The sequence below is a fragment of the Streptomyces sp. NPDC030245 genome (assembly GCF_055572995.1).
Genome location: NZ_JBVICF010000001.1, coordinates 1000027 through 1023914 on the forward strand (window position 1 = coordinate 1000027; position 23888 = coordinate 1023914).

The following is a 23888-nucleotide window of genomic DNA, read 5'->3' on the forward strand; positions in this document are numbered from 1 at the left end:
CACGGCCGCACCCGTCCGAGGGGAGCGCGGCACGATGGCAGCGAAGATCCTGATAGTGACCGGCGACGCGGCGGAGTCGCTCGAAGTCCTCTACCCCTACCAGCGGCTGCGCGAGGAGGGCTACGACGTCCACATGGCCGCCCCCGCCCGCAAGAAACTGCGCTTCGTGATCCACGACTTCGAGCCCGGCTTCGACACGTACACGGAGCAGCCGGGGTACACCTGGCCCGCGGACCTCGCCTTCTCCGAGGTGGATCCCGGCCAGTACGCCGGTCTGGTGATCCCGGGCGGCCGGGCCCCGGAGTACCTGCGCAACGACCCGGAGCTCCGCAAGATCCTCAAGTCCTTCTTCGACGCGGACAAGCCGGTGGCCCAGATCTGCCACGGGCCGCTCCTCACCGCCGCGATCGACGGCCTGAGCGGCCGCAGGGTCACCGCCTATCCGGCGCTGGAGCTGGACATGCAGGCGGCGGGGGCGACCTACCAGGACGCGGAGGTCGTGGTGGACGGCACGCTGGTCTCGTCCCGCGCGTGGCCGGACCACTCGGGCTGGATGCGGGAGTTCCTCACGGTCCTGCGGGCGAAGGCGCCGGTCGGCTGAGGCGGAGCGACACCCTCCGCCAGGTATACGGACAGGGATACGGAGCTCCACACATCGGTATGCGGATCCTCGGACATACCGATGCCGGGACGCACCCGCACCCAACAGACTCACTTCTGCGCCGCTCACGGGGCCGCGCGGGCGGGGACGCCGACCGTGCCCGGTCAACTCCCCCACGGCTGTCGTGGCAAGGCGTCACCCGCCCCACCACACCCCGTGCCCGGCCGCTGGGACGTCTGCCCTTGTCGGCGAGGGCAGACGTCCCACCCAGGGCACCCCGGGCTACCCGACTTCGACGGCCCCCGCGATCTCCGTACGGGACCCCACCCCGAGCTTCGCCAGAATGTGCTCGACGTGCGCGTCGGCGGTCCGCTTCGAGATGACCAGCCGCTCGGCGATCTCCCGGTTCGACAGCCCCTGGGCGACCAGCGCGGCGACCTCCCGCTCCCGCCGCGTCAGCACATCACCCGCCACCCGCCGCCCCGGTCCCCGCTGAGCCGGCGGCCGCCCCGGCACGTCCGCGTCGCCCCGCACCGCCTCAAGCACCTGCCGCCCGGACAGCCGCGCCCCCACCGCGTGCCACCGGTCGAACTGCTTGCCGCCCAACGCCTCCCGCACGGACTTCCGCGCGGCCTCCTGCCGCTCGATCAGCGAGGGCAGCATGCCGATCGGATCGCCCCCGAGCCGCCGCGCGTTCTCCGCGTACCCGAAGAGCCAGGCGGCCCGCACCTGCCGCCCCTCCCGCGCCGCCGCCCACGCGAGGCCGTGACAGCACATCGCGGCGACGAGGACCTCGTCGACCTCGCCCGCCGCCTCCATGCCCCGGCACATCGAGGAGACGCCCGCCTCCCACTCCCCGGCGAGCCACCGCACCAGCCCCTGCACCATCAGCGTGGAGCCGTAGACCTGCCGCTCACCGACCCCGTCCAACAGCTCAAGGCCCTGCGCGCACAGCTCCAGGGCCCCCTTGGTGTCGCCGAGGACGGCCCGCAGCAGCCCGGCCTCGTAACTCATCACCACGAGCCCCAGCCGGTTGTCGCTCTCGGACATCCGCCGCCGCACGTCCGCGAGCCTCACCAGACCCGACTCGTCCCCGCACAGCGCGGCGAGCCCATGCGCGTACGCCTCGGCGAACTGCGCGACCTCCTCGTCGCCCGCCCGCTCCGCGCACTCCCGCGCGAGCGCCATGCGCTCGACGGCCGTCGCCAGGTCGGCGGTCCACACGCCGAAGGCACCGGTCGCCAGCAGCCCCCACGCCCGCGCCGAGCAGTCCTCCGGGACGCGCTCCAGCCCCTTCTCGATCCAGTACGCGCCTTCGGAGAGCGTCCCGGAGGCCCGCCAGTGCGGCCACAGCCGCGCCGCGAGACGGAGCCCCTCCCTCTCCCGCCCCGCCGTCCCGTACGCGTACTCCAGGGCGGCCCGCAGCCCGGCCGACTCGGCGCGGACGGCACGGTGCAGCTCCGGCTGCGCGGCGGTCAGGAACCCCTCCTCGAAGCGCCGCCCCAGATCCCGGTAGTACGCGAAGTGCCGCGCCCGCAGCGCCGCGCCACCGTCGGCCTCCAGCGCGCCGAGCCGCTCGGCCCCGTACTCCCGGAGGGTGTCGAGCAGCCGGTAGCGGTTCCCGTCCTCCCCGAGGCGCTGCACCACCGACTTGTCGACGAGCCCGATCAGCTGCCCGAGAACCGCCCCGACGGGCAGCGCCTCGTCCCCGCACACCTGCTCGGCCGCCGCCAGCTCGAAGGACCCGGCGAAGACAGAGAGCCGCGCCCACAGCAACCGCTCCTCGGACGTGCACAGCTCGTGGGACCAGTCGATGGCGGTACGCAACGTCTGGTGCCGCGACAGCGCGGTGCGCCGCCCCCCGGTGAGCACGTGGAACCGGTCGTCGAGCCGCGCCGCCAGCTCCTCGACCGAAACGGCCCGCAACCGCACGGCGGCGAGCTCCAGGGCGAGCGGCATGCAGTCGAGCCGCCGCACCAGGGCCACCAGCCGCTCCCGGTTGGCGTCGCTCACCCGGAACCCGGGCACCACCCCGGCGGCCCGCTGCGCGAACAGCTCCACCGCGTCGTCCGGCGCGAGCGGCGCCACCGGACAGCAGTGCTCCCCCGGCACGTCCAGCGGCTGCCGGCTGGTCGCGAGGACGCACACGTCCGCGGCCTCGCGCAGCAGGATGTCGGAGAGCATCGCGCACGCGTCGACGAGGTGCTCGCAGGTGTCGAGGACGATGAGCAGCCGCCGCCCCTGCACATGCGCCACGACCGCGTCGAGCGGCTCCATCCCCGACTGTTCCGGCAGTTCGAGGACCGCCGCCAACGTCGCGGGGATCAACTCCGGGTCCCGCAGGGCGGAGAGCTCGGCCAGCCACACCCCGTCCGGGAACCGCTCCCCGAGCCCGGCGGCGGCCCGCAGCGCGGTGCGGCTCTTGCCGACGCCCCCCGGCCCGACCAGCGTGACGAGTCGCGCGTACGCGAACGCCCCCTGCACCCGCGCCAGTTCGTCCGCCCGCCCGACGAACGAGGTCAGTTCGGCGGGCAGTTGCCCGCCCCGCCGCTGCCCGAAGCCGAAACCCATCGCGCTACCGCCCCCGCCACGCCGTCCCGAGGATCCGGACCTCAGCGTACGCAGCTCGACGCGGAGCGTGAACGGAATCCCCGCAACCGCCCTCAGGCGACGAGCCGCTCCGCCTCCTCGACGGCCTCCGCCAGAGTGTCGACGACGGGCACCCCGGCGAGCTCCAGGCTCGCCCTGCTGTGCGAGCCACCGGTATAGAGCACGGCCCGCGCCCCCACATGCGCCGCGGCGACGGCATCGTCGACGGCGTCCCCGATGACCACCACACGCCCGGCATCGAGACGCTCCTCGAGAGCGTCGAGATGCCGCACCATCCGCTCGGCCTTGCCGGCGTGCGACTCGTCGGTCCGCCCGTCGATCCGCACGAAGTACTCGTGGATCCCGTGCCGGCGCACGAAGGGGAGCAGCCGATCGTGCGGGGCGAGCGACAACAACGACTGCGTACGCCCCTCGTCCCGCCGCGCGGCGAGCAGCTCGGCGGCCCCCTCGGCCAGCCCGCAGCCCTCCGCCCGCGCCCAGTAGTGCTTGTGGAAGACGGCGTCCATGACCTGCCACTCGGCGTCGGTGGGGAGCCGCCCCATCAGCCGCTCGTAGAACCGTGGGACCGGCACGCAGTACAGGTCGCGATACCGCTCCAACGTGATCGCTTCGAGCCCGAGCTCCGCGAAGGACGCGTTCGTCGCCTCGATCACCGCATGGATGTCATGCAGCAACGTCCCGTTCCAGTCCCACACGATATGCGCCCCGCGCACCGACTTCCCCATGCGAAGAACCTACCCTCGCCGACAACCTCCCAGGCACCGGGCCGAGCCGCCACCGGCCGATGGCCGCGAACGAGACGCGAGGGGACGTGGGGGTATGTGCGAACGGAGCACCGAGGAAACATCGGCGTCTTTGTCCGTGTGCCGCGGCGCAGGGATGGCGAGTACGCACATACCCCCGCGGCCCCGCCCCACGACGCACCCGAGGCGCCCCGCGCCACAGCCCGCGGGGGCCCGGAGCACCGCCACAGAGGTCAACCGATCAACCCGGGAATCTCCTGCGTGGCGAACCACAGCAGCTCATGATCCTCGACCCCGTCCACCACGAACCGCGCGTCGTCGTCACCGTGATCCGCCGCCCCCAGCGCCTCGACCGCGGCCCGCACGTCGTCCTCCGCGTCCCCCGCGTCGACGTGCACGGCCGCCACCTTCGCCAACGGCAGCGCCCCACCGATCCGCACCTCGCCGAGCGCCCCCTGGTCGAGCCCCCGGTCGGGATCGGCGACGGCGGTCCCGTCCGGCACGTCCGCCGCGAGGACGACCCGGCGCCGCGCGGCCCCGGCGTCCCCCGCGATCATCCGCAGGGACGCCATCGCCGCCCGGTTCAGCGCCGCGTACTCCAGCTCTTCGATGTCGTCCGAGACGTACCACTCCCGCAGGGCGGGCGTGACGGCGTAGGCGACGAGCGGCCCGGGCCCCAGCTCCCCCGCCTGGTACGCCTCGGCGAGCCGGGGCAGGGTCACAGGAACGTAGACGCGCATGGGGCTGACCGCTTTCATCCGTGTCCGCGGCACGCGGACTCCGTGCTCGTGGAGTGACCTTCAGGATACGTGCGGGAGTCCCCCATCGAGCTCCCCCCACGACCCCCGCAGCGGTCAACCCACGTCCACCGCGTCACCCACCACACCCCTACCGCCCCACGGCTTCCGGGTCCTCGCACCCCCCGGATAGGTGAACCCGAGAGCGCCCTCCCGCACCCCCGCGACCCTCTTGCCTCGCCCGCCGCCGCCCCCGTACAAGATCCCCACCAGGAAGTTACTCCCCGGTACTCAGCACCCGAGCACCCCTGCCCCCGACCCCACCCCCACCCACCGATGAAGCAAGAGAGGCACCCCATGCACAAGGTGATGACGAGGCCCCGCCCCCGCCCGGCAGCCACCCGCCCACCCGCGAGCCGCCCGCCCACGGGCCGCCCCCCGACCCGCAGGGACCCCCGCCGCCCCTCGAACCGCGAACGCCCACCCGGCACGATCCCCGCCCAACCACCCCCGCACCCCACCGAGGTCTTCGCGGAACGCCTGGTCCTGGTCCTGAGCGGCCAGCGCCCGATGCACTGGGTGGCCCGGCACATCGCCAACACGGCCTTCGACGACCTGGCCCGGCTGGCGGAGCTCAGGCCGCTCTGCGCGGACGGCCACCGCCCCACGATCCACCGGATCGGCCACTACCAGCCGCACCCCGAGACGTACGAGGTCTTCGCCCGCGTCGCGACGGGCCCGAGGCTGCGCGCGCTGGCGTTCCGCCTGACGCTGGGAGCGGACCGCAGGTGGCGCTGCACGGCAGTGGAAACAGACCCCCGCTCCTGACTTCCGGCACGCCGAAGGGGCCGGACAAAAGCCCGGCCCCTCACGACACACTCAAGGCGGCAGCAGCCGCCGCGGCCTACTTCTTGCGGCGCCGCCCGCCCTTCTGGGCCTTGCGCCGCTCCGCCCGGGTCATCCCGTCCGCCTCGGACCGGACCTCGGAGCCGTCCGTGGTGAAGTCGCCCTCGTCGACCCCGCCCTCGGCGTTCGGCGCCTGGAAGTGCAGCCGGTCGGGCCGCTGCGGGGCTTCGAGGCCCTTGGCGTGGATCTCCGGGCGCGAGGCCCCGGCGCCCGCGGGCACCGCGTCCTGCACGCCGTCCTTCGTCAGCGAAGGCGCGGCGTCCGAGACGGGGACTTCCTCGACCTGCTGCTCGACCTGGACCTCCAGGTTGAACAGGTAGCCGACGGACTCCTCCTTGATGCCGTCCATCATGGCGTTGAACATGTCGAAGCCCTCGCGCTGGTACTCGACCAGCGGGTCCTTCTGCGCCATGGCGCGCAGGCCGATGCCCTCCTGGAGGTAGTCCATCTCGTAGAGGTGCTCGCGCCACTTGCGGTCCAGGACCGACAGGACGACACGCCGCTCCAGCTCACGCATGATGTCGGAGCCGAGCTGCGCCTCACGGGCCGCGTACTGCTCGTGGATGTCTTCCTTGATGGCCTCGGAGATGAACTCGGCGGTGAGGCCGGCGCGGTCGCCCGCGTCCTCCTCCAGCTCCTCGACGGTGACCTTGACGGGGTAGAGCTGCTTGAAGGCGCCCCACAGCCGGTCCAGGTCCCACTCCTCGGCGAAGCCCTCGGCGGTCTCGGCGGCGATGTACGCGTCGATCGTGTCGTCCATGAAGTGCGCGATCTGCTCGTGCAGATCCTCGCCCTCCAGGACGCGGCGCCGCTCTCCGTAGATGACCTCGCGCTGCCGGTTGAGGACCTCGTCGTACTTGAGGACGTTCTTCCGGGTCTCGAAGTTCTGCTGCTCGACCTGCGACTGCGCGGAGGCGATCGCGCGGGTGACCATCTTGTTCTCGATCGGGACGTCGTCCGGCACATTGGCCATGGACATCACGCGCTCGACCATCTGCGCCTTGAAGAGACGCATCAGGTCGTCACCGAGCGACAGGTAGAAGCGGGACTCGCCCGGGTCGCCCTGACGGCCGGAGCGGCCGCGCAGCTGGTTGTCGATACGGCGCGACTCGTGCCGCTCCGTGCCGAGCACGTACAGCCCGCCGAGCTCCTTGACCTCTTCGAACTCGGCCTTGACGGAGCGCTCGGCCTTCTCCATGGCGGCGGGCAGCGCCGCGGCCCACTCCTCGGCGTGCTCGACGGGGTCGAGGCCGCGCTGGCGCAGCTCCGCCTCGGCGAGGTCGTCGGGGTTGCCGCCGAGCTTGATGTCCGTACCACGGCCGGCCATGTTCGTGGCGACCGTCACGGCGCCCTTGCGGCCGGCCTGGGCGACGATGGTCGCCTCACGGTCGTGCTGCTTGGCGTTGAGCACCTCGTGCTGGATGCCGCGCTTGGACAGCTGCTGGGAGAGGTACTCCGACTTCTCGACGGAGGTCGTGCCGACCAGGATCGGCTGGCCCTTCTCGTGCTTCTCGGCGATGTCGTCGACGACGGCGGCGAACTTCGCGACCTCGGTGCGGTAGATCAGGTCGGACTGGTCGACGCGGACCATCGGCCGGTTCGTCGGGATCGGCACGACGCCCAGCTTGTAGATCTGGTGGAACTCGGCGGCCTCGGTCATGGCCGTACCGGTCATGCCGGAGAGGCCGCTGTCGTAGCCGTCGCGCTTGTAGAGGCGGAAGAAGTTCTGGAGGGTGATGGTGGCGAGGGTCTGGTTCTCGTCCTTGATGTCCACCCCTTCCTTCGCCTCGATCGCCTGGTGCATGCCCTCGTTGTAGCGGCGGCCGGCGAGGATACGGCCGGTGTGCTCGTCGACGATCATGACTTCGCCGTCGATGACGACGTAGTCCTTGTCCTTCTTGAAGAGTTCCTTGGCCTTGATGGCGTTGTTCAGATAACCCACCAGCGGCGTGTTCACCGACTCGTAGAGGTTGTCGATGCCGAGCCAGTCCTCGACCTTGGCGACGCCGGACTCGTGGATGGCGACGGTGCGCTTCTTCTCGTCGACCTCGTAGTCCCCGGTCTCCTCGATGCCCTTGAGCTGGTTGCCGGGCTCACCCTTGGTGAGGCGCGTGACCAGCTTGGCGAAGTCGCCGTACCACTTGGTGGCCTGGTCGGCGGGGCCGGAGATGATCAGCGGCGTACGGGCCTCGTCGACGAGGATGGAGTCGACCTCGTCGACGATCGCGAAGTTGTGGCCGCGCTGCACCAACTCGTCCTTCGACCACGCCATGTTGTCGCGCAGGTAGTCGAAGCCGAATTCGTTGTTCGTGCCGTAGGTGATGTCGCAGTTGTACTGCTCGCGGCGCTGGGCCGGCGTCATGTTGGCCAGGATGCAGCCGACGGTCAGGCCCAGGAACTTGTGGACGCGGCCCATCATCTCGGAGTCGCGCTCGGCCAGGTAGTCGTTGACCGTGATGAGGTGGACGCCCTTGCCGGAGAGGGCGTTCAGATAAGCGGGCAGGGTGCCGACGAGGGTCTTGCCCTCACCGGTCTTCATCTCCGCGACGTAACCCATGTGCAGCGCGGCGCCGCCCATCATCTGGACGTCGTAGTGGCGCTGGCCCAGGACGCGCTTGGCGGCCTCGCGGACCGTCGCGAAGGCCTCGGGAAGGAGGTCGTCGAGGCTCTCGCCGTCGGCGTACCGCTCCTTGTACTCCTGGGTCAGGGCGCGCAGCTCGGCGTCGGAGAGGCTGACGAAGTCCTCTTCGATGGAGTTGACCTGGTCCGCGATGCGGTGCAGCTTGCGCAGGATCTTGCCTTCGCCTGCACGCATGATCTTCGAGAGGACGGACACGGGGGTTGGTCTCCTTGCCGGTCGGGCCTGGCATGGTCGGTTTTACTCGTCGGGCACCGGCCATCGTATGCGAGGACCGGGGCGCGCCGGGAGGTGTGCCATGAGGTCAACGGACGAGGGGCGCCGAAGGTGCCGGGCCGGTCATCGGAACGGTGATCGCGAAAGCCGGTAAAACGCTGGATCCCCGTGCTCCGTCCCAGCAGAATCGTTTGATGGAGCCCGTCACCCTCACCACCGAACGTCTGTTCCTGCGCGTCTTCATCCCCGAGGACGTCGACGAGACCTACGCGGCCTGCCAGGACCCGGACATCCAGCGCTGGACGACCATGCCGTCGCCGTACGCGCGCGTGGACGCCGAGAACTTCGTGCGCACGATGGTGCCCGAGGGCTGGCGCACCGACGTCGAGTACACCTTCGCCGTACGTCCCCTGGAGGGCGGTCCCCTGCTCGCCGCCGCCAGCCTGCACCACCCGCGCTCGGGCACCTGGGAGATCGGCTACTGGACCGCCAAGGAGCACCGGGGCCGCGGCTATATGCGCGAGGTCGTGCTGGCCCTCGCCCGCTGGGCCTTCACGGAGCTGGGCTGCACCCGCCTGGAGTGGCGCGCGGAGGTCGGCAACACCGGCTCGCGGGCGGTCGTGGAGAAGGCCGGTTTCACCGTGGAGGGCGTCCACCGCGCGGGCCTGCTCAACAAGGGAACGCTCCGTGATTGCTGGGTCGGCGCGCTGCTCCCCTCGGACCTCGGCATGCCGTCGCCGTACCCGTACCTGCCCGCGAAGGCCTGAGCCGGGCAGCGCCCGCCGCATTGTCAGTGCCGCCCCCTATCGTTCGGACCATGACGAGCCTGCCGAGCCCCGCCATCGACCTCTCCGCCGACGAGGCGCGCCGCATCGTCCTGCGCGCCCAGGGCTTCCTGGGAGCCCCCGACCGCAGGGCCGGGGTGCGGGGCGTGCTCCGCCACCTCGGCGCGGTGCAGCTCGACACGATCTCGGTCCTGGCCCGCTCGCACGAGCTCATTCCGTACGCACGGCTGGGCGCCGTCGGCCGCGACACGGTGGAGGCGGCGTACTGGACGGAGACCCACGCCTTCGAGTACTGGTCGCACGCCGCCTGCATCCTCCCCATCGAGGAGTGGCCGCACTTCGCCTTCCGCCGCCGCGCCTACCGCACCCGCCCGCAGTGGCACCACGACCTGCCCGCCGGGGCGTACGACCAGGTCATCAAGCAGCTCCGCACCGAAGGCCCGCTCACCGCGACGGAGTTGGGCGGCGCGAAGAACAAGGGCGAGTGGTGGGACTGGTCCGAGTCGAAGATCGCCGTCGAGCGCGCACTGATGTACGGCGAGGTGGTGTGCACGGAGCGCCGCTCCTGGAAGCGGGTGTACGACCTGGCGGAGCGCGCCGTCCCGGACACACTGCTCCACGACGACCTGGACGACAGGGAGTGCCTGCGCCGCCTCGTCCGGCAGGCCGGTGAGGCGCTGGGCGTCGGCACGCGCGCGGACATCGCCGACTACCACCGGCTCAAGGGCGAGCAGTTCGACGCGGTCGTCGCGGACTCCGGACTCGTGCCGGTGACGGTCGAGGGCTGGGCCAAGCCGGCCTGGGCGGACCCGAAGGCTCTGGAGACGACGCCCCGCGGCCGCCACCGCACGACGCTCCTGTCCCCCTTCGACTCACTGATCTGGGAGCGGGCGCGCACCGAGCGCGTCTTCGGGTTCACGCACCGCCTGGAGGCGTATGTGCCCAAGCCGAAGCGGATCCACGGCTATTTCGCGATGCCGCTGCTCGCGGGCGGCCGGCTCCTCGGCCGGGTCGACCCGGCGCGCGAGGGCAGCACCCTGGTCGCCAGGCAGGTCACGCTCGACACCCCGAAGGCGGTGGCCCCGATGGCTCAGGCGCTGCGGGAGGCGGCGTCCTGGGTCGGCTGCGACACGGTGCGGGTGGAGCGGGTGGACCGTCCGGAGCTCACCGCGGAGCTGGTCCGGGCCCTCACCTGATTTCCGGGGGCTTTCACCTGATCTCGAGGATCTTCTCCCGCATCGCGTAGACCACGGCCTCCATCCTGGAGTGCAGTTGCAGCTTCTCCAGGATGTTGCGCACGTGGTTCTTCACGGTGTTCTCCGAGATGAACAACTCCTTGGCGATGTCACGGTTGTTCATCCCGGTGGCGACGAGCTTGAGCACTTCGAGCTCCCGGTCGGTCAGCCGGGGCGCGGGCACGAGCCGCCGCTCGTCGGTGCGCTGGATCATCGACTTGAACTCGGTGAGCAGCTTGGACGCCATCGACGGGCTGATCTGCGACTGGCCGTCCGCCACCGCGCGGATCGCCGTCGCCACCTCGTCCGTGGAGATCTCCTTGAGGAGATAGCCGGTGGCGCCCGCCTTGATGGCGTCGTAGAGGTCGGCTTCCTCGTCGCTGATCGTCAGCATGATGATCTTGGCGCTGGGCGCCACCTCCTTGATGGAGGTGCACGCCTCGATGCCGCCCCGTTTCGGCATGCGTACGTCCATGAGCACGATGTCGGGCAGCAGATCGGCGGCCTTGTCCACCGCCTCCGCGCCGTCGCCCGCCTCTCCGACGACCTGGATGTCCTCCTCGGCGGCGAGGACGATCTCCAGGCCGCGGCGGAAGAGGGCGTGGTCGTCCACCACAAGGACCCTGATGGGCTCCTTGCGTGAGGCGCTCGCGTCCGTGCCGATGCCGATGCCGTCGCCGGCACCCTGGTGACGCATCGGTCCGAAGCTGTCCGCCATCGTTCCTCCCCCATGAAGGCCGCGGCCTGTTGTGCCTCTGCTGCGCCAACCCCAGGCAACAGCACACCGGTTGACCGGCTCGCCCATGATTTCATGCCCGGCGCCGGTACGGTGCGCGCACTGGGCGCACGGTGGTGCCCCTGGGGGCGCACAGGCGCTCCAGGGGCACCACCTCGGCTGTCACGGGGCGGTCGTCAGCCGCCGAGGGCTCCGCCTCCGCCGCCCGTCTCCGCCTTGGCGACCATGGGGTCGGTGTTCAGGCGGATGACGCCGTAGTCGTAGGCGTGCCGTCGGTAGACGACGCTGGGTTCCTTGCTCTCGGAGTCGACGAACAGGTAGAAGTCGTGTCCGACCAGCTCCATCTCGTAGAGCGCCTGGTCGAGTGACATGGGTGCCGCGACGTGCGTCTTCTCGCGGACCACGAGGGGACCTTCGCCCTGGATCTCCAGGGAGCCGATCTTCTTGACCGGTACGCCGTCCGGCTCTTCGTCGCGTGCGATGGTGCCGTCCCCGTTGAAGTGCGCCGCCTCCGGGACCCGCTCGGCGACCTCGGCGGCGGAGAGCCTGCCGGTGCCCCGCCGGTTGTGGCGCTTCTCGTGCTGCTTGCGCAGGCGCGCGTCGAGCTTGGCGGTGGCCAGGTCGAGCGCCGCGTAGGGGTCGGCGGCCGAGGCCTCGGCGCGGATCACGGGTCCGCGCCCGCGGAGCGTGATCTCCACACGGTCGGAACGGTCGGCCTGACGCGGGTTGGTTTCCTTGGACACCTCGACGTCGAGGCTGATCACCTTGCCGTCGAGCTTCTGGATCTTGTCCAGCTTCAGCTTCTCGGCCACGTGCTTGCGGAACCGCTCGGGCACCTCGGTCTTGCGGCCCTTGACGACGATGTCCACGCAGAACTCCGTTCCCGGATCGCTCCGCTTCGATTGCGGAGCATCTCCCTTTTGCACCAGACCCCGGTGACTCCCGGGGCCTCGGACTCGGTGACTTCCACCTCCTCCTCCCCCGTGGGCAAGATCTCCACCCCACCGGCCCGGGTGATTGCGAAAACGCAGCCAGCGCGGACCGGCATTCATTCCGATATGCGAGGGACGGCGTCCGCCATTCCTCACAACCGAACATATCTCGCCCGGACGGATGTCGTCACCCTCTACTGCGGCGTACCTCCATTCAGGTGTAACGACCCTCTCATCACCTGCAACGATGCAAGTTCCCGGTCAGTTCCGGTTTATTTCGAAAGAATCCGGCGACGCGGCGACAACGGCAGCGCCGACCGTGTTCTCGCAGCCCAATACCGGCCTTCGTACAACCCCCGTTCCCGCTTCTCGTACGGCCTCCGCTCCCGCGTTCCCTTCCATGCGTACGGCACACAATGCGCGGGCGGCCTCCGCCAAAGAGGCGCCGGTCGTCATCAGGTCGTCGACGACCACGAGCCGGCCACCGCCCGCCAGCAGCCGACCGCCTCCAGCGGTCACCGTGAGGGCGCCCGCCAGATTGGCCTGCCGCTGCCGGGAGTCGAGCCCCGACTGGTCGGCCACCGCACGCCGCTGCCGCAGCACCGCGAGCACCCGCGCCGGGATTCCCGCCCGCCGCAGCTCACCCGCCGCGGCGAGGGCGATCCGCCGCACCGGGTCGTGCCCGCGGGCCCGCACGGCGGCCCGCGCCGAGGGCACAGGAACGAGCGACAACGGCATCACACGCCCCTGTGATCCATCCTGTGTGCCGTCTACCCAGGCGAGCGCCCCGCTATCACCCCCACCCCCGGATTCGCCCCCCGGACCGCCCCACACGGCTCCGCCCCCGGATCCATCCAGCGGCCCCGCACACACGGCTCCGGTCCCGGGCATGCCCCGCGGCCCCGCACACACGGCTCCGGTCCCGGGCATGCCCCGCGGCCCCGCACACGCAGCTTCGCCCTCGGGCCCACCGCGCAGCCCCGCCCACACGGCTCCGGCCCCGGGCGCGCCCCGCACGTCTCCACCCCCGCACCCACCCCGCAGCCCCGCCCACACGGCTCCGGCGAGCGCCGCGCCCAGTGGGGCGGCGAGTCCCAGGGCGCCCCGCTCCTTGTGCGCGAGCAGCGCGGCCCGCACGGCGTCCTCGTACGGCGCGGCGGCGTGCACCACCGGCAGCCCGGGCGGCTCCGGGTCAGGCCGCACCCGGCGCGGCACGGAACCGCACAGAGCGGCGCGGCACTCGTCGCAGAGTGCCACCCGGGGCTCCCCGCAGCCTCCGCACTCGGCCGGCAGCACCAGGTCGGTGAGGTCCTGCCACCACCCCCGCATGCCCCCACTCTGCCAAGCCGCCCACCACCCGGCCACCCCTGTGGATAACTACCTGTGGACAACTGCCCGCCGCTGACGCCGCGTTGCCCGAAGACTCAGGTCAGCCCGGGTAGACCGGCGCCAGCCCTTCCTTCACGACCGTCTGCCACTGCGAACCCGTCGGCAGCCGCACGATCCCGTCGTCCGAGTGGGCCACCAGCGGCTGCCGCTCGTCCTCGGACGCCGCGATCTCCTTGACGCCGGTCAGGCCGGGCAGCGCGGTGCCCGGCAGCACCGAGCCGTCGCACTGGACGTACCGGATCTGCTGCACGCCACCGGTCTCCCTGCCGACCACCACGAGACGGCTTCCGCCCGCCCACGACATGGCCGTGACCTCTTCCATGCGCGGCGCCGCCGGAGTGGGGTCGAGGACCGAGATCTCGGGCCGCTCCCCCTTGCCGACGCCCCGCTCGGCCCGGCCGATCCACAGGGACTGCTTGCCGTCCTTCTCCACGAGGAAGGCGATGCGCACACCGTCGGCCGACACCCGCACCTCCTGGACGCGCCCGTCCAGCGCGGGCACCTCGACCTCGACCGGCTCACCCGCGCCCTGCTCGAGCCAGAGCAGCCGCGGCCGCTTCGGGTCACGGTCGGCCACCCACAGATTGCCCCTGCCGTCCCAGCTGGGCGTGGAGAGGCGGTCCTCCTCCGACTTCGCCCTGCTGCGCAGCTGCGCCTTGCCGAGCACGTCGTCCGAGAGCAGCGACCCCGTGTACAGCGACTTGCCGTCGAGGGACACCCCGGCCGCGCGCTGCTCGTCGCGCGAGACGGCCGCCGAGCGCAACGGCTGGTCACCGGTGCCGAGGACCCCCGTCACCGGCTCCGGATCCGCCGCGCTCCCGGAGTTGGCGGACATCCGGACCAGCCGGTGCTCCTGGTCGACGAAGTACTGGTAGTCGGGCCGGTCCGCGCTGCGGTGCGCCGCGACGGTCTCGGCACGCTCCTGACTCAGCACACACAGCATCGAGCCGTTGGAACGCTGAAGCGTCACCTGCTCGACCCCCGAAGGCGTCAAGTCCTGCAAGGTGAAGAGCAGTTGCGCCGCCATCTCCTTGCACCTGGTCTGCCCGGCGCCGTCCGACCGGCTATTGAGCTGCACGGTCAGCCGGTTCTGGTCGTCCAGCGTCAGCGACTTCTCGGGGTCCTTGAGCTCCGTACCGCTGGGGAAGCTCGAAAGCACCACCGGACTCAGCCAGTTGGTCGGCCCCTTGAGCAGCGTCTTCACCGTCTGCGTCAGCGGATCGATCCGCTGGCGGATGTAGACGGGGTCCGCGACGAGCCCCGTCCGGCCGCTGACGCCCGCTCCGGTGGGCCCGGCGAAGTAGTACTTGTTGACGGGCCGGTAGATCCGCTGGAAGTCCGATTCACCGAGCACCACACCCGGCGGCGGCTGGTCGATGCGCCACTCGTTCCCGCCCGGTCCGCCGCTCTGGCTGAGGTGCAGGGACTGGCTGTACGCCCCGTCCTCGGGACGGTACGCGTGCTGCTCGTCCACCCGCGCGACCTGATGACCGGTCAGGGAGTAGCGGCGGCTGCCCTCGCCCTCGTTGCCCGCGTTGCCCGCGTCGGTGTTGGGGCCGTCGGCGAGCACCGTCGTGGACTCCTCCGGGTTCCACTCCCGCGACGCCTTCTTGGTCAGGTACTTGCGCGCCATCGCGAACTTCGGATCGTCACTGGTCAGCGCCTCCAGGAAGCCCTGCACGATCTCGATGGGCCGGGCGCCCTCGCGCGGCGGCATCGCGTAGACACGGACCTGCGACTGCGAGTCCGGACGCTGCGAGGCGTCGACGGACTTCAGATTCCCGCTGTCCGGCATCGAGGCGCATCCGGCGAGGAGCGCGCCGCAGCCACCCAGGAGCAGTCCGGTGCGCAGCGGACGCCTGCGGCCCGCGCGGCGTCCGTGCCCGTCGGGATCAGCGCCCACGAGTGTTCTCCTCTTCCCTGTCCGACTGCCCGACACCGTCACCACTCGGACGCCCGGACTCACTCGCACCACTGGACTCACCCGCGCCACTCGGGCCACCGGGACCCGCCGGGCGCTCACCCGGCGGCGGCTCGTCGTCCGGCTGCCGGCGCGCCACGACGCGCGCCCCGCTGCCGGGCAACGCCGCCGGGTCCACGGGCCCGGTCTGCACCAGCCGCGGCGCTATGGGCCCCTTCGCCGGCACGGGCGGCGGAACCCGCTCGGAGGCCGCCAGGGACGACTGCGCGGGGACCGTCGCCAGCTTGCTCCCGCCCCCGAGGGGCAGCCCCGCGTCGTTCAGCCCGCGGTGGCGCCGCGAATCGTCGGGCTCCAGCGGTATCGGCGAACCCCGCAACGGCTCGTCCGCCGTCCTCGGCAACGTAAGCCTGAACTGCGAACCCCCGCCCGGCTCGCCCCACGCCTGCAACCAGCCGCCGTGCAGCCGCGCGTCCTCCAGGGCGATGGAGAGGCCGAGGCCCGTACCACCGGTCGTACGCGCGCGCGCCGGGTCCGCCCGCCAGAAACGGCTGAACACCCGGGTCGCCTCGCCCGGCTTGAGACCCACTCCGTAGTCCCGCACCGCGACGGCGACCGCGCCGCCCGCGGCGGCGAGCCGCACCACGACGTCCTTGCCCTCACCGTGCTCCACGGCGTTGACCACGAGATTGCGCAGTACGCGCTCCACCCGCCGCGCGTCGGCCTCGGCGACCACCGGCTGCTGGTCGCCCACGATCCGTATGTGCGTGCCCTTGCGCTCGGCGAGCGGCTCCGCGCCGCCGACGACCCGGCGGACGACCTCACGCAGATCTATCGCCTCGGCCTCCAGCGCGGCCGCCCCCGCGTCGAACCTGCTGATCTCCAGCAGATCCGCGAGCAGCGACTCGAACCGGTCCAGCTGGTCGGCGAGCAACTCCGCCGACCGCGCGGTCACCGGATCGAAGTCCACCCGCGCCTCGTGAATCACATCGGCGGCCATCCGTACCGTCGTCAATGGCGTACGCAGCTCGTGCGACACGTCCGACACGAACCGCCGCTGCATCCGCGACAACTCCTCCAGCTGCTGGATCTTCAGCTGAAGGTTCTGCGCCATCTTGTTGAAGGCCTCACCGAGCCGCGCGATGTCGTCCTCTCCGGTGACCTTCATACGCTCCTGAAGGCGCCCGGCGGACAGCCGCTCGGCGATGCCCGCCGCCATGCGAACGGGCGTGACGACCTGGCGCACCACCAGCCAGGCGATGGCGCCCAGCAGCACCACGACGAAGAGCCCGGCGGTCGCGAGAGTCGTCCGGACCAGGTTGAGCGACTCCTCCTCCTGCGTCAGAGGGAAGAGGTAGTACAGCTGGTACGGATCGCCGTTGAGGTCGTTCAGCCGCTTGCCGATCACCAGCGCGGACTGCGGCTCACGGCCGTCGTCGTACACGACCCGCGTATTGGCCTGGTAGACGCCGGTGCCGTCGTCAACCTGACGGCGCAGCTCTTCGGGCACGCTCAGTATCGGCTCCACGCCGCCCGAGGCACGCGACCCGCGCACGCTTCCGGAGTCGCCCGCGGAGGTGGGGCTCAGCGTCACCACGGCGAAGGCGTTCTGCCCGCCGCTGGAGAGCTGCTCGACGAGGTCGGACATCCACACGGCGGCGTTACGCCCGTCAACCGTGCTGCCGTCCTGTCCCTGGCCCTGCCCGGTGCTCTGCCGCGCCGCGTTGACGCTGTCCTGCGCGGCCCGGAAACCACCGTCGGCCTGGCTCTGCGACGCCTTCACCTTGGCCTTGAGCAGGCCGTTGTTCACGGAACTCATGACGGCGAAGCCGAGCATGAGCACCACGCCGAGCGACATCAGCAGGGTCGTGACGACGACCTTCAGCTGGATGTTGCGCCGCCACAGCCGCACCGCGGGCAGCAGCGGGCGGCGCACCCAGCGCACGAAGAGCCGGAGCACAGGGCTGCCCTGCACCCCGCCCTGGAGCAGCAGCCCGCCGTCGACGAGCCGCCCGAACCGGGACGCGCGACGCGCCGGGCCAGTCCGCCCCGAGCGAGCCCCCGGACCCCCGGGCGCCGAGGTGGAACTGTCCCGGGACACGTCAGCTCGGTCCGGCCTTGTAACCGACACCACGGACGGTCACCACGATCTCCGGCCGCTCGGGATCCCGCTCGACCTTGGACCGCAGCCGCTGGACGTGCACGTTCACCAGGCGGGTGTCCGCCGCGTGCCGGTAGCCCCAGACCTGCTCGAGGAGCACCTCACGCGTGAACACCTGCCACGGCTTGCGCGCCAGCGCGACCAGCAGGTCGAACTCCAGCGGCGTCAGCGCGATCGACTGCCCGTCCCGCTTCACGGAGTGCCCGGCCACGTCGATGACCAGGTCACCGATGGCCAGCTGCTCCGGCGCGGGCTCCTCCGACCTCCGCAGCCGCGCCCGGATCCGGGCCACGAGCTCCTTCGGCTTGAACGGCTTGACGATGTAGTCGTCGGCCCCGGACTCCAGGCCGACCACCACGTCCACCGTGTCGCTCTTGGCCGTGAGCATGACGATCGGCACCCCGGACTCCGCCCTGATCAGGCGGCACACCTCGATGCCGTCACGCCCCGGCAACATCAAATCGAGCAGTACAAGATCCGGCTTTGCCTCCCTGAAAGCGGCCAGCGCCTTGTCGCCATCAGCTACGAACGACGGCTCAAAACCTTCACCACGCAGCACAATCCCGAGCATCTCGGCCAGTGCGGTGTCGTCGTCGACGACAAGGACTCGTCCCTTCATGCCTGACATCATCCCATTCTCATAACGGCAGCGAACGCAGTGGTGAGATAGGTCACTGACCAGTGGCGTTAGCTCTCCGCGACCCTGGGTGTCTGCCCGTGTGCGTAGCCGTTGATGTCAGTAGCGGATGTCAGATGTGGATCAAGGTCCGACTCTTCCGGCCATGTGACGCAGACCTCATAGTGCAGAGGTGAAACTTACGATCAGCATTCTGACGCTCGCGGGTGGCCTCCTGCCAGGGGTTGGGGTCTGGTTGCTCTGGAAGCGAGTCAGCAGACGCCGGACCACACTTCGGAGCAAGTTCCAGAGGTACAGAGAGATCATGGACGATCCGGCCTTGTCCGATGAAGAGCGGAGCCGGCGGGTACGGGACGAGGTCCCGACCGAGAGCACCTGGAACGACGTAATCCACATTCGCGAGCGCATAGAACTGGTCGGCCTTGAGCAAGCCCCAGACGTCACTGCCCCCGCAGTTCTCGCGGCCTTGGGCCTTGTGTGTGCGACTGCCGCGGGTCTGCTCTCAACTTGGTACGCCTGACCACCACCTCACCGGCGGCGGAGCGGCGTTGGGCCCCGACCTGAGCCGGGGCCCGTGGTGCTTAGCCTTCGCAGTAGTCGAGGAAGTCGCGGGGGTCGTAGCCGGGGTTCTCGTCGGGGCAGAGGGTGACGTCCTCGGGGTCTTCGGCGTACGGGTTGGGGACGATGCCGTCGTTGCACTGGGGGTTGGTGCAGGCCATGGTGTGCTCCCTAGGTCGGTGCCGTTGTCCTGATGGGCTTCGTCCAGCACGGTTCTGGGAGGGCGCACAAGGTGGAGCACCCCACTGTCTGAACGACCTTGGGCGCCCTCCCAGGTTCGTGCTGCCCTTGGGCATCAGGACAGCGGTGCCGACCGGCAGACACCCCCACCGAGCCAACCCACGACCACGGGCGAACGCCCGCACACCGCCCCCGCCTCGGCACGCCGGCGCGGCAGCCCCACGGCTCGCAGTCAGGCAGCGCGGTCGGTGGAGCGGCTTTGGGCGGGAGCTGCTTTGGGGCGAGTGATCATGGCCCCTTAAGCTCATCGCGATTCGGGCAGTCAGTGGACCTGCCCGCAAGGTCCGAATCGGGGCCATGATCTTAGAGGCTCGCCCCAAAGTGGCTGCCTAAAGCCGTGGAGCCGACCGCCCCAGCCCCCACCTTCCCCACCCCCACCCCACCTCATCCTTCCCCGCCTCTTGCCCACCGCGGCGCGTGGTGGCCCACGGCCGGCAGGGCGTCCGGCATCGGCACGCTGGGAACTCCCGCGGGGCTCGGCTGGCGGTGCGGTCCTGCCCGGGTGCGGAGCCTGGGTGGTCTTCCTGCTTCCTTCGAGGCATGCGGCAGGGGGCCGGCCACTGCCTTGGTGGGTCGACCATCCCGGCTTGGGGCCGTGGCCACGGGTAGTGGGTTAGCCCGCCGTGTGCCGCCGCCGCGATCCGGCCTATTCGGTAACCCAAAGCTTCTGTGACCTGCTGTGCGGCTATCCCCTGTGCCCTATGGCGCGGTGCTGGGTTTTGGCCGCTTGTGGGTGGTGACGGGCGGACGCCGCCGCGCAGCCGGTGGCGGAGACATGGAGGCAGCGGGGCGGCGGCCGACCGGCGCCGCCCCGCTGATATGTGGCCCTCGGTCCTTGGATTGATCCCCTTCGGGGACAGCTCGGGTCTGTGGTCTTGATGGGGGTGTTGTGCGTCCGTGCGTACGCTTGAGGTTCTACGGCTTCTTGAGGTCTTCCCCCTCCAAGGCCGGATCGCGGCGGCGGTGCGCGGTGGGCTCACCCACAAAACCAGGGGCCGAAGCCCTGGCCAAGGGGTGGTTGGCGCTCGCGGCTGGCCATGGACGGCCGCGAGCGCAGCGAGCCTTGATGAAGTAGGGAAAGTTCTACCGCGTCGGCCGCAGGATGCCGGGGCACGGGCTGTCGGCTGACTGCCCGACTCGGCTACGGTGCGATTCATGCGTTCTGCACTGGACACCCCCGAGGGAGCCGCCGAACTGGCTGAGTCGCTGCTTCCGCCGCTCGGGAACCGCTGGTTGCACACCCAAGCAGTGGCACAACGTGCTCGTGAGGCCACCCCCGCCGTTCAGAAATCTGATCGAGACCTCCTCATCGCCGCTGCCTGGCTTCACGATCTGGGCTACGCCCCGGAGCTACGGGAAACCGGATTCCACCCCTTGGACGGGGCCCGCCATCTAGAGTCGCTGGGGGCGCCCGATCGACTCGTACGGCTGGTAGCGCACCACTCCGGGGCCGTATATGAGGCTGAACAGCGTGGGTTGTCTGTCGAACTCGCCGCTTATGACCGTGAAGACTCGCCGGTACTCGATGCGTTGATCTACGCCGATATGACGACTGGGCCGGCTGGGCAGTCCTTCGACTTCGATCAGCGGATGGACGAAATCTTGGTTCGATACGAGCCTGGCTCCGAAGTCCACACCGCGATCAGCAAGGCGCGTCCGTACCTGGGTGCGGCTGTCGAGCGGACCCTTGCGCGTCTGCATGATCAACCGATGTAGGGCTCGTTCCGGTCGGCAAGGCCGTGGTCAATCCGCATGCGCATGGACGGGTGAATGTTCAACTCGCCCAGCCTGCTCGGGGGAACGAACGCAACTTCCTTGCTCTCGCTGCTCGTACGGAGCTGCCCACCGACGATGGTTGCCGTGAAGCAGATCGAGAACTGTTGGCGCACTTCACCGTCGTCGTATGCCATGACGTGCGCGGGATTCGTGTAGAGGCCGACCAAACCCGTGACTTCGATGTCGAAGCCAGTCTCTTCCTTGGTCTCCCGTACCGCGGCATCTGCGGCAGATTCGCCGACGTCGATACCTCCGCCGGGCAAGGCCCATAGGTTGTTGTCGGTCTTGTGGATGAGCAGGATGTCACCGACCTCGTTCAGCGCGACGGCAGTCACCGATGGGACGATGCTGTTCGCCTTCGGGGCCTGGGGATCATTGAAATAGTCGACGCGAGCCATGTGCCCAGCCTCGCATGCCCGGAAAGTTAGGGACGGTCGGTGCGTCCTCGTTCCCAGGCGTAGTCAAAGCTCCGCATGTAGTGCCGGAAGGTTCGCGCTCCGGGCAGGTAGCGGAAGTGAAGAACTGGGTTCTGCCCTGCTGGTGCACCAAGCACGTGAGGGTTTACCAACACGTCGTCATCGAACCGGTAGATCGAGTTGTAGAGGATCGTGTCGTGTAGACGGATCTCTACACCGGGCGTGGTGGTTGCCGGCTGGAGGTACCGCCGTGTGATGCGTGCCCGTGCGGCCAAGTCATCGCCGATTCCCTCTTCTTCGCCTCGCTGACGGATCATCTCGGAGTCGGGGTCTCCGAGCAGGATGCGAACTTGTGCTCCGGCCTTCGCCTTGTCGGCCAGTTGGTCGGGAAGGTCCGGGTGCCCGTCGAAGAGGAATAACCCCGCGTATACGAGGATCTCCACCTGACTCGTCGCCTGCTCGATCAGAGACGACCACAGGGACGCCGGAACGGCACCTCGGTGTGGGTAGTACGTGATCAGCTCAGACGTACTGGCGCTCTCGGCTTGCTTCTCGACTGCCGGCCATAGGTAGACCTCGTCGACACCCAGGAAGCTAGCTGCCTTCCATCGGTGCGTTCGATGCGGCGTGCGGTCCTTGGAAATCCAACGTTCAACGCTCTTCGGGTCGATGCCCACGTGATCGGCGATGGCCTGGATTGTCTCGCCCTTTGCGGAAATAGCAGCTCGTAAGCGTTCGTTCGCCATGCCGTCTCCCGGGGACTCCTGGGACGCTGGGACGTTTTGACGTTAGCGCGAACGTCCCCAAGCGTCCAGAGGGTGGGTGATAGGTCCTCCCCTCTTCGCGGTTTCCTGATCTCACCGGCCGCTGACCGGTCAACTCGCTACTAGATCAGGAGAACAGACGATGCGTCAGATTCCCGTCGACACCTCCGCTGCCACCGTGATGGTGGCCAAGGCTCCGCAGCCCAAGGTCAAGGACCGCAGTACCGGCGAGATCGCCACGGACGCCAACGGCGTCACTCAGATGATCGTGGAGGTCATGTTCTCCGCCAACGACGACGTGGAAATCCTCAAGGTCACGGTCCCGCAGCCGGGCATCACGGGAGAACTCACCATGGGCACGCCGGTCGCTTTGACGGGTCTGGTGGCCTCGGCGTGGGAGAACGACTTCGGCAACGGCAAGCGGCACGGCATCGCCTTCCGCGCGGTCGCGGTCACGTCCCTGTCGGCCGGCGCCTCGAAGCCGAAGGCTGCCTGATCATGTGGTGGTTACTCGCCTTCGTGCTGGTGGTGGTCGCTGCCGCGGGTCTGCTGCGGTGGCGGCGCCCCGCCTGGTACTGGATGAGCTTCGGGATCGTCTTCACGGTGCTGCGTATCCGGCTGCGCTACGCGGATGTGATGGATGCCTGCCACCTGACCATGCCGGCCTCTCGGTTCCGGCTGGCCATGGCGCGCATGTTCAAGCGGGAGACGCCCCGCCAGCGCGTACCGCGGCTGCTGTGGCTGCGCCCCACTCGCACGGGGGTGAAGCTGCGGATCAGGATGTGGCCGGGGCAGGACGCGTTCGAGTTCTCCGCCGCTGGTGACCGCTTGCGGCACTCCTTCGCGGTCCATCAGGTCATCTCGCGGGAGATCAAGCCGGGCGTCATCGAGTTGACGCTGACCGGCTTCGATGTCCTCAAGCACGTGGTCATGCCGCTGAAGACGGACCGGGGGCTGTTGAAGATCCCGGTGGCGCTGGTGGAAGACGGCTCGGTGCACTACCGCGACTACCGCGAGACCCCGCACTCGGTGACGGCCGGTGCCACGCAGTCGGGCAAGTCCGTCTTCCAGCGCACCGTGATCAAAGAACTCGCCTCGCAGCCGGTGGCGCTGGTCGGCATCGACTGCAAGAAGATCGAATTGGGTCCGTTCGCGCGTCGCTTCTCCGCCCTGGCGGACAACCCCGACGACGCCGCCGATCTTCTGGAAGCGCTCGTGGCGCGGATGGAGAACATCTACGAACTGATCCGCTGCGAACAGCGGATCAGCGCCGACACCCCCGACGCGGAGATCGCCGCGAACATCTGGGACCTCCCCGAATCGCTACGCCCGGTCCCCGTCGTGATCACCATTGACGAGATCGCGGAACTCGCGATGAGTACCAAGCGCAACGACCCGCGACGGGACCGGATCATCACCGCGCTGGTCCGTCTGGCCCAGCTCGGCCGCGCCGCGGGCATGTTCCTCGACATCTACGGGCAGCGCTTCGGCTCCGAACTCGGGGACGGCATCACCATGCTCCGCGCCCAGCTCACCGGCCGGATCGTGCACCGGGTCAACGACGAGTCGACCGCCAAGATGACCTTCGGCGACATCTCCCCGCACGCGGTGTTCGCCGCCACGCAGATCCCCAACAGCCGCCGGGGCATGGCCATCGTCGGCTACTCCACGGGCGAGTGGAACCGGATCCGCACCCCGCACACCTCGATGCGGCAAGCCGTGTCCGCCTGCAACAAGCACGCGCACCTCACCCCGGACATCCCGGAACTGGACCGCTTCCGACCGCTGGTCGACGCCGAACCCCAGGCGCCCGCAGCCGTCGTCGAAGCCGCCTGACCCCTCCCGCTTCACCGGTCGGCGTGACCGCCTCGCGCCGTGTCCCTACCCCCT

Annotated in this window: 20 protein-coding genes; 7 read left to right on the forward strand and 13 right to left on the reverse strand. The window is 69.9% G+C overall.

Features of this window, described 5'->3' with window-relative positions:
* The first annotated feature begins 34 nt into the window (after positions 1-34).
* On the forward strand, positions 35-601 hold the full coding sequence (locus ACZ4Z4_RS04400) for a DJ-1/PfpI family protein (protein WP_468321907.1): 567 nt from the start codon (positions 35-37) through the stop codon (positions 599-601).
* A gap of 282 nt (positions 602-883) precedes the next feature.
* Here ACZ4Z4_RS04400 and ACZ4Z4_RS04405 read toward each other — a convergent pair whose 3' ends face one another.
* From ACZ4Z4_RS04405 to ACZ4Z4_RS04415, 3 genes are all read right to left on the reverse strand, one after another.
* Complete coding sequence (locus tag ACZ4Z4_RS04405; protein ID WP_468321910.1) at positions 884-3172, reverse strand: LuxR C-terminal-related transcriptional regulator; 2289 nt, start codon at positions 3170-3172, stop codon at positions 884-886.
* A gap of 92 nt (positions 3173-3264) precedes the next feature.
* Entirely contained in the window at positions 3265-3936 is a 672-nt protein-coding gene (locus ACZ4Z4_RS04410) for an HAD family hydrolase (protein ID WP_468321913.1), read from the reverse strand.
* Positions 3937-4187: 251 nt separating this feature from the next.
* A complete protein-coding gene (locus ACZ4Z4_RS04415; protein ID WP_468322145.1) occupies positions 4188-4694 on the reverse strand; it encodes a DUF6912 family protein in 507 nt (168 codons plus the stop codon).
* A gap of 354 nt (positions 4695-5048) precedes the next feature.
* On the opposite strand from ACZ4Z4_RS04415, the gene ACZ4Z4_RS04420 reads away from it, so the two are divergent.
* The gene (locus ACZ4Z4_RS04420; protein ID WP_468321916.1) at positions 5049-5519 is read left to right on the forward strand and encodes an Rv3235 family protein; all 471 of its coding nucleotides are present in this window, start codon (positions 5049-5051) and stop codon (positions 5517-5519) included.
* Between the two features lie 76 nt (positions 5520-5595).
* On the opposite strand, the gene secA is transcribed toward ACZ4Z4_RS04420, so the two are convergent.
* Positions 5596-8433 (reverse strand): preprotein translocase subunit SecA, encoded by a 2838-nt coding sequence (secA, locus tag ACZ4Z4_RS04425; RefSeq protein WP_468321919.1) that lies wholly within the window; start codon positions 8431-8433, stop codon positions 5596-5598.
* Positions 8434-8645: 212 nt separating this feature from the next.
* Between secA and ACZ4Z4_RS04430 the strand changes: the two genes are divergently transcribed.
* Together ACZ4Z4_RS04430 and ACZ4Z4_RS04435 are read left to right on the forward strand one after the other, a co-directional pair.
* Positions 8646-9218, forward strand: coding sequence for a GNAT family N-acetyltransferase (locus ACZ4Z4_RS04430; RefSeq protein ID WP_468321923.1), 573 nt, complete (start codon positions 8646-8648; stop codon positions 9216-9218).
* A 50-nt stretch (positions 9219-9268) separates the two neighbouring features.
* Entirely contained in the window at positions 9269-10432 is a 1164-nt protein-coding gene (locus ACZ4Z4_RS04435) for a winged helix-turn-helix domain-containing protein (protein ID WP_468321926.1), read from the forward strand.
* 13 nt (positions 10433-10445) lie between these two features.
* On the opposite strand, the gene ACZ4Z4_RS04440 is transcribed toward ACZ4Z4_RS04435, so the two are convergent.
* From ACZ4Z4_RS04440 to ACZ4Z4_RS04470, 7 genes are all read right to left on the reverse strand, one after another.
* Positions 10446-11189 carry a response regulator gene (locus ACZ4Z4_RS04440; RefSeq protein ID WP_468321929.1) on the reverse strand — a complete coding sequence of 248 codons (744 nt, stop codon included), beginning with the start codon at positions 11187-11189 and terminating at the stop codon, positions 10446-10448.
* Between the two features lie 194 nt (positions 11190-11383).
* The gene (gene hpf, locus ACZ4Z4_RS04445) at positions 11384-12076 is read right to left on the reverse strand and encodes a ribosome hibernation-promoting factor, HPF/YfiA family (RefSeq protein ID WP_468321932.1); all 693 of its coding nucleotides are present in this window, start codon (positions 12074-12076) and stop codon (positions 11384-11386) included.
* Positions 12077-12400: 324 nt separating this feature from the next.
* On the reverse strand, positions 12401-13468 hold the full coding sequence (locus ACZ4Z4_RS04450; protein ID WP_468321935.1) for a ComF family protein: 1068 nt from the start codon (positions 13466-13468) through the stop codon (positions 12401-12403).
* A 100-nt stretch (positions 13469-13568) separates the two neighbouring features.
* Entirely contained in the window at positions 13569-15431 is a 1863-nt protein-coding gene (locus tag ACZ4Z4_RS04455) for an LpqB family beta-propeller domain-containing protein (protein WP_468321938.1), read from the reverse strand.
* A complete protein-coding gene (gene mtrB / locus ACZ4Z4_RS04460; RefSeq protein ID WP_468321941.1) occupies positions 15421-17547 on the reverse strand; it encodes an MtrAB system histidine kinase MtrB in 2127 nt (708 codons plus the stop codon). Before mtrB ends, ACZ4Z4_RS04455 begins: the two co-directional genes overlap by 11 nt.
* Position 17548: 1 nt before the next feature.
* The gene (gene mtrA / locus ACZ4Z4_RS04465) at positions 17549-18238 is read right to left on the reverse strand and encodes a two-component system response regulator MtrA (protein ID WP_189176211.1); all 690 of its coding nucleotides are present in this window, start codon (positions 18236-18238) and stop codon (positions 17549-17551) included.
* A 587-nt stretch (positions 18239-18825) separates the two neighbouring features.
* Entirely contained in the window at positions 18826-18963 is a 138-nt protein-coding gene (locus ACZ4Z4_RS04470; protein WP_468321944.1) for a hypothetical protein, read from the reverse strand.
* Positions 18964-20197: 1234 nt separating this feature from the next.
* Between ACZ4Z4_RS04470 and ACZ4Z4_RS04475 the strand changes: the two genes are divergently transcribed.
* Positions 20198-20758, forward strand: a complete 561-nt coding sequence (locus ACZ4Z4_RS04475; protein ID WP_468321947.1) for an HD domain-containing protein — start codon at positions 20198-20200, stop codon at positions 20756-20758.
* Here the strand turns inward: ACZ4Z4_RS04475 and ACZ4Z4_RS04480 are convergent.
* Complete coding sequence (locus ACZ4Z4_RS04480) at positions 20746-21216, reverse strand: NUDIX hydrolase (protein WP_468321950.1); 471 nt, start codon at positions 21214-21216, stop codon at positions 20746-20748. The two genes, ACZ4Z4_RS04475 and ACZ4Z4_RS04480, sit on opposite strands and share 13 nt — an antisense overlap.
* A gap of 26 nt (positions 21217-21242) precedes the next feature.
* On the reverse strand, positions 21243-21980 hold the full coding sequence (locus ACZ4Z4_RS04485; RefSeq protein ID WP_468321952.1) for an XRE family transcriptional regulator: 738 nt from the start codon (positions 21978-21980) through the stop codon (positions 21243-21245).
* Positions 21981-22140: 160 nt separating this feature from the next.
* Here ACZ4Z4_RS04485 and ACZ4Z4_RS04490 point away from each other — a divergent pair, with 160 nt between their 5' ends.
* A complete protein-coding gene (locus ACZ4Z4_RS04490) occupies positions 22141-22494 on the forward strand; it encodes an SCO3933 family regulatory protein (protein WP_468321955.1) in 354 nt (117 codons plus the stop codon).
* A 2-nt stretch (positions 22495-22496) separates the two neighbouring features.
* Complete coding sequence (locus ACZ4Z4_RS04495; RefSeq protein WP_468321958.1) at positions 22497-23834, forward strand: FtsK/SpoIIIE domain-containing protein; 1338 nt, start codon at positions 22497-22499, stop codon at positions 23832-23834.
* Positions 23835-23888 lie beyond the last annotated feature (54 nt).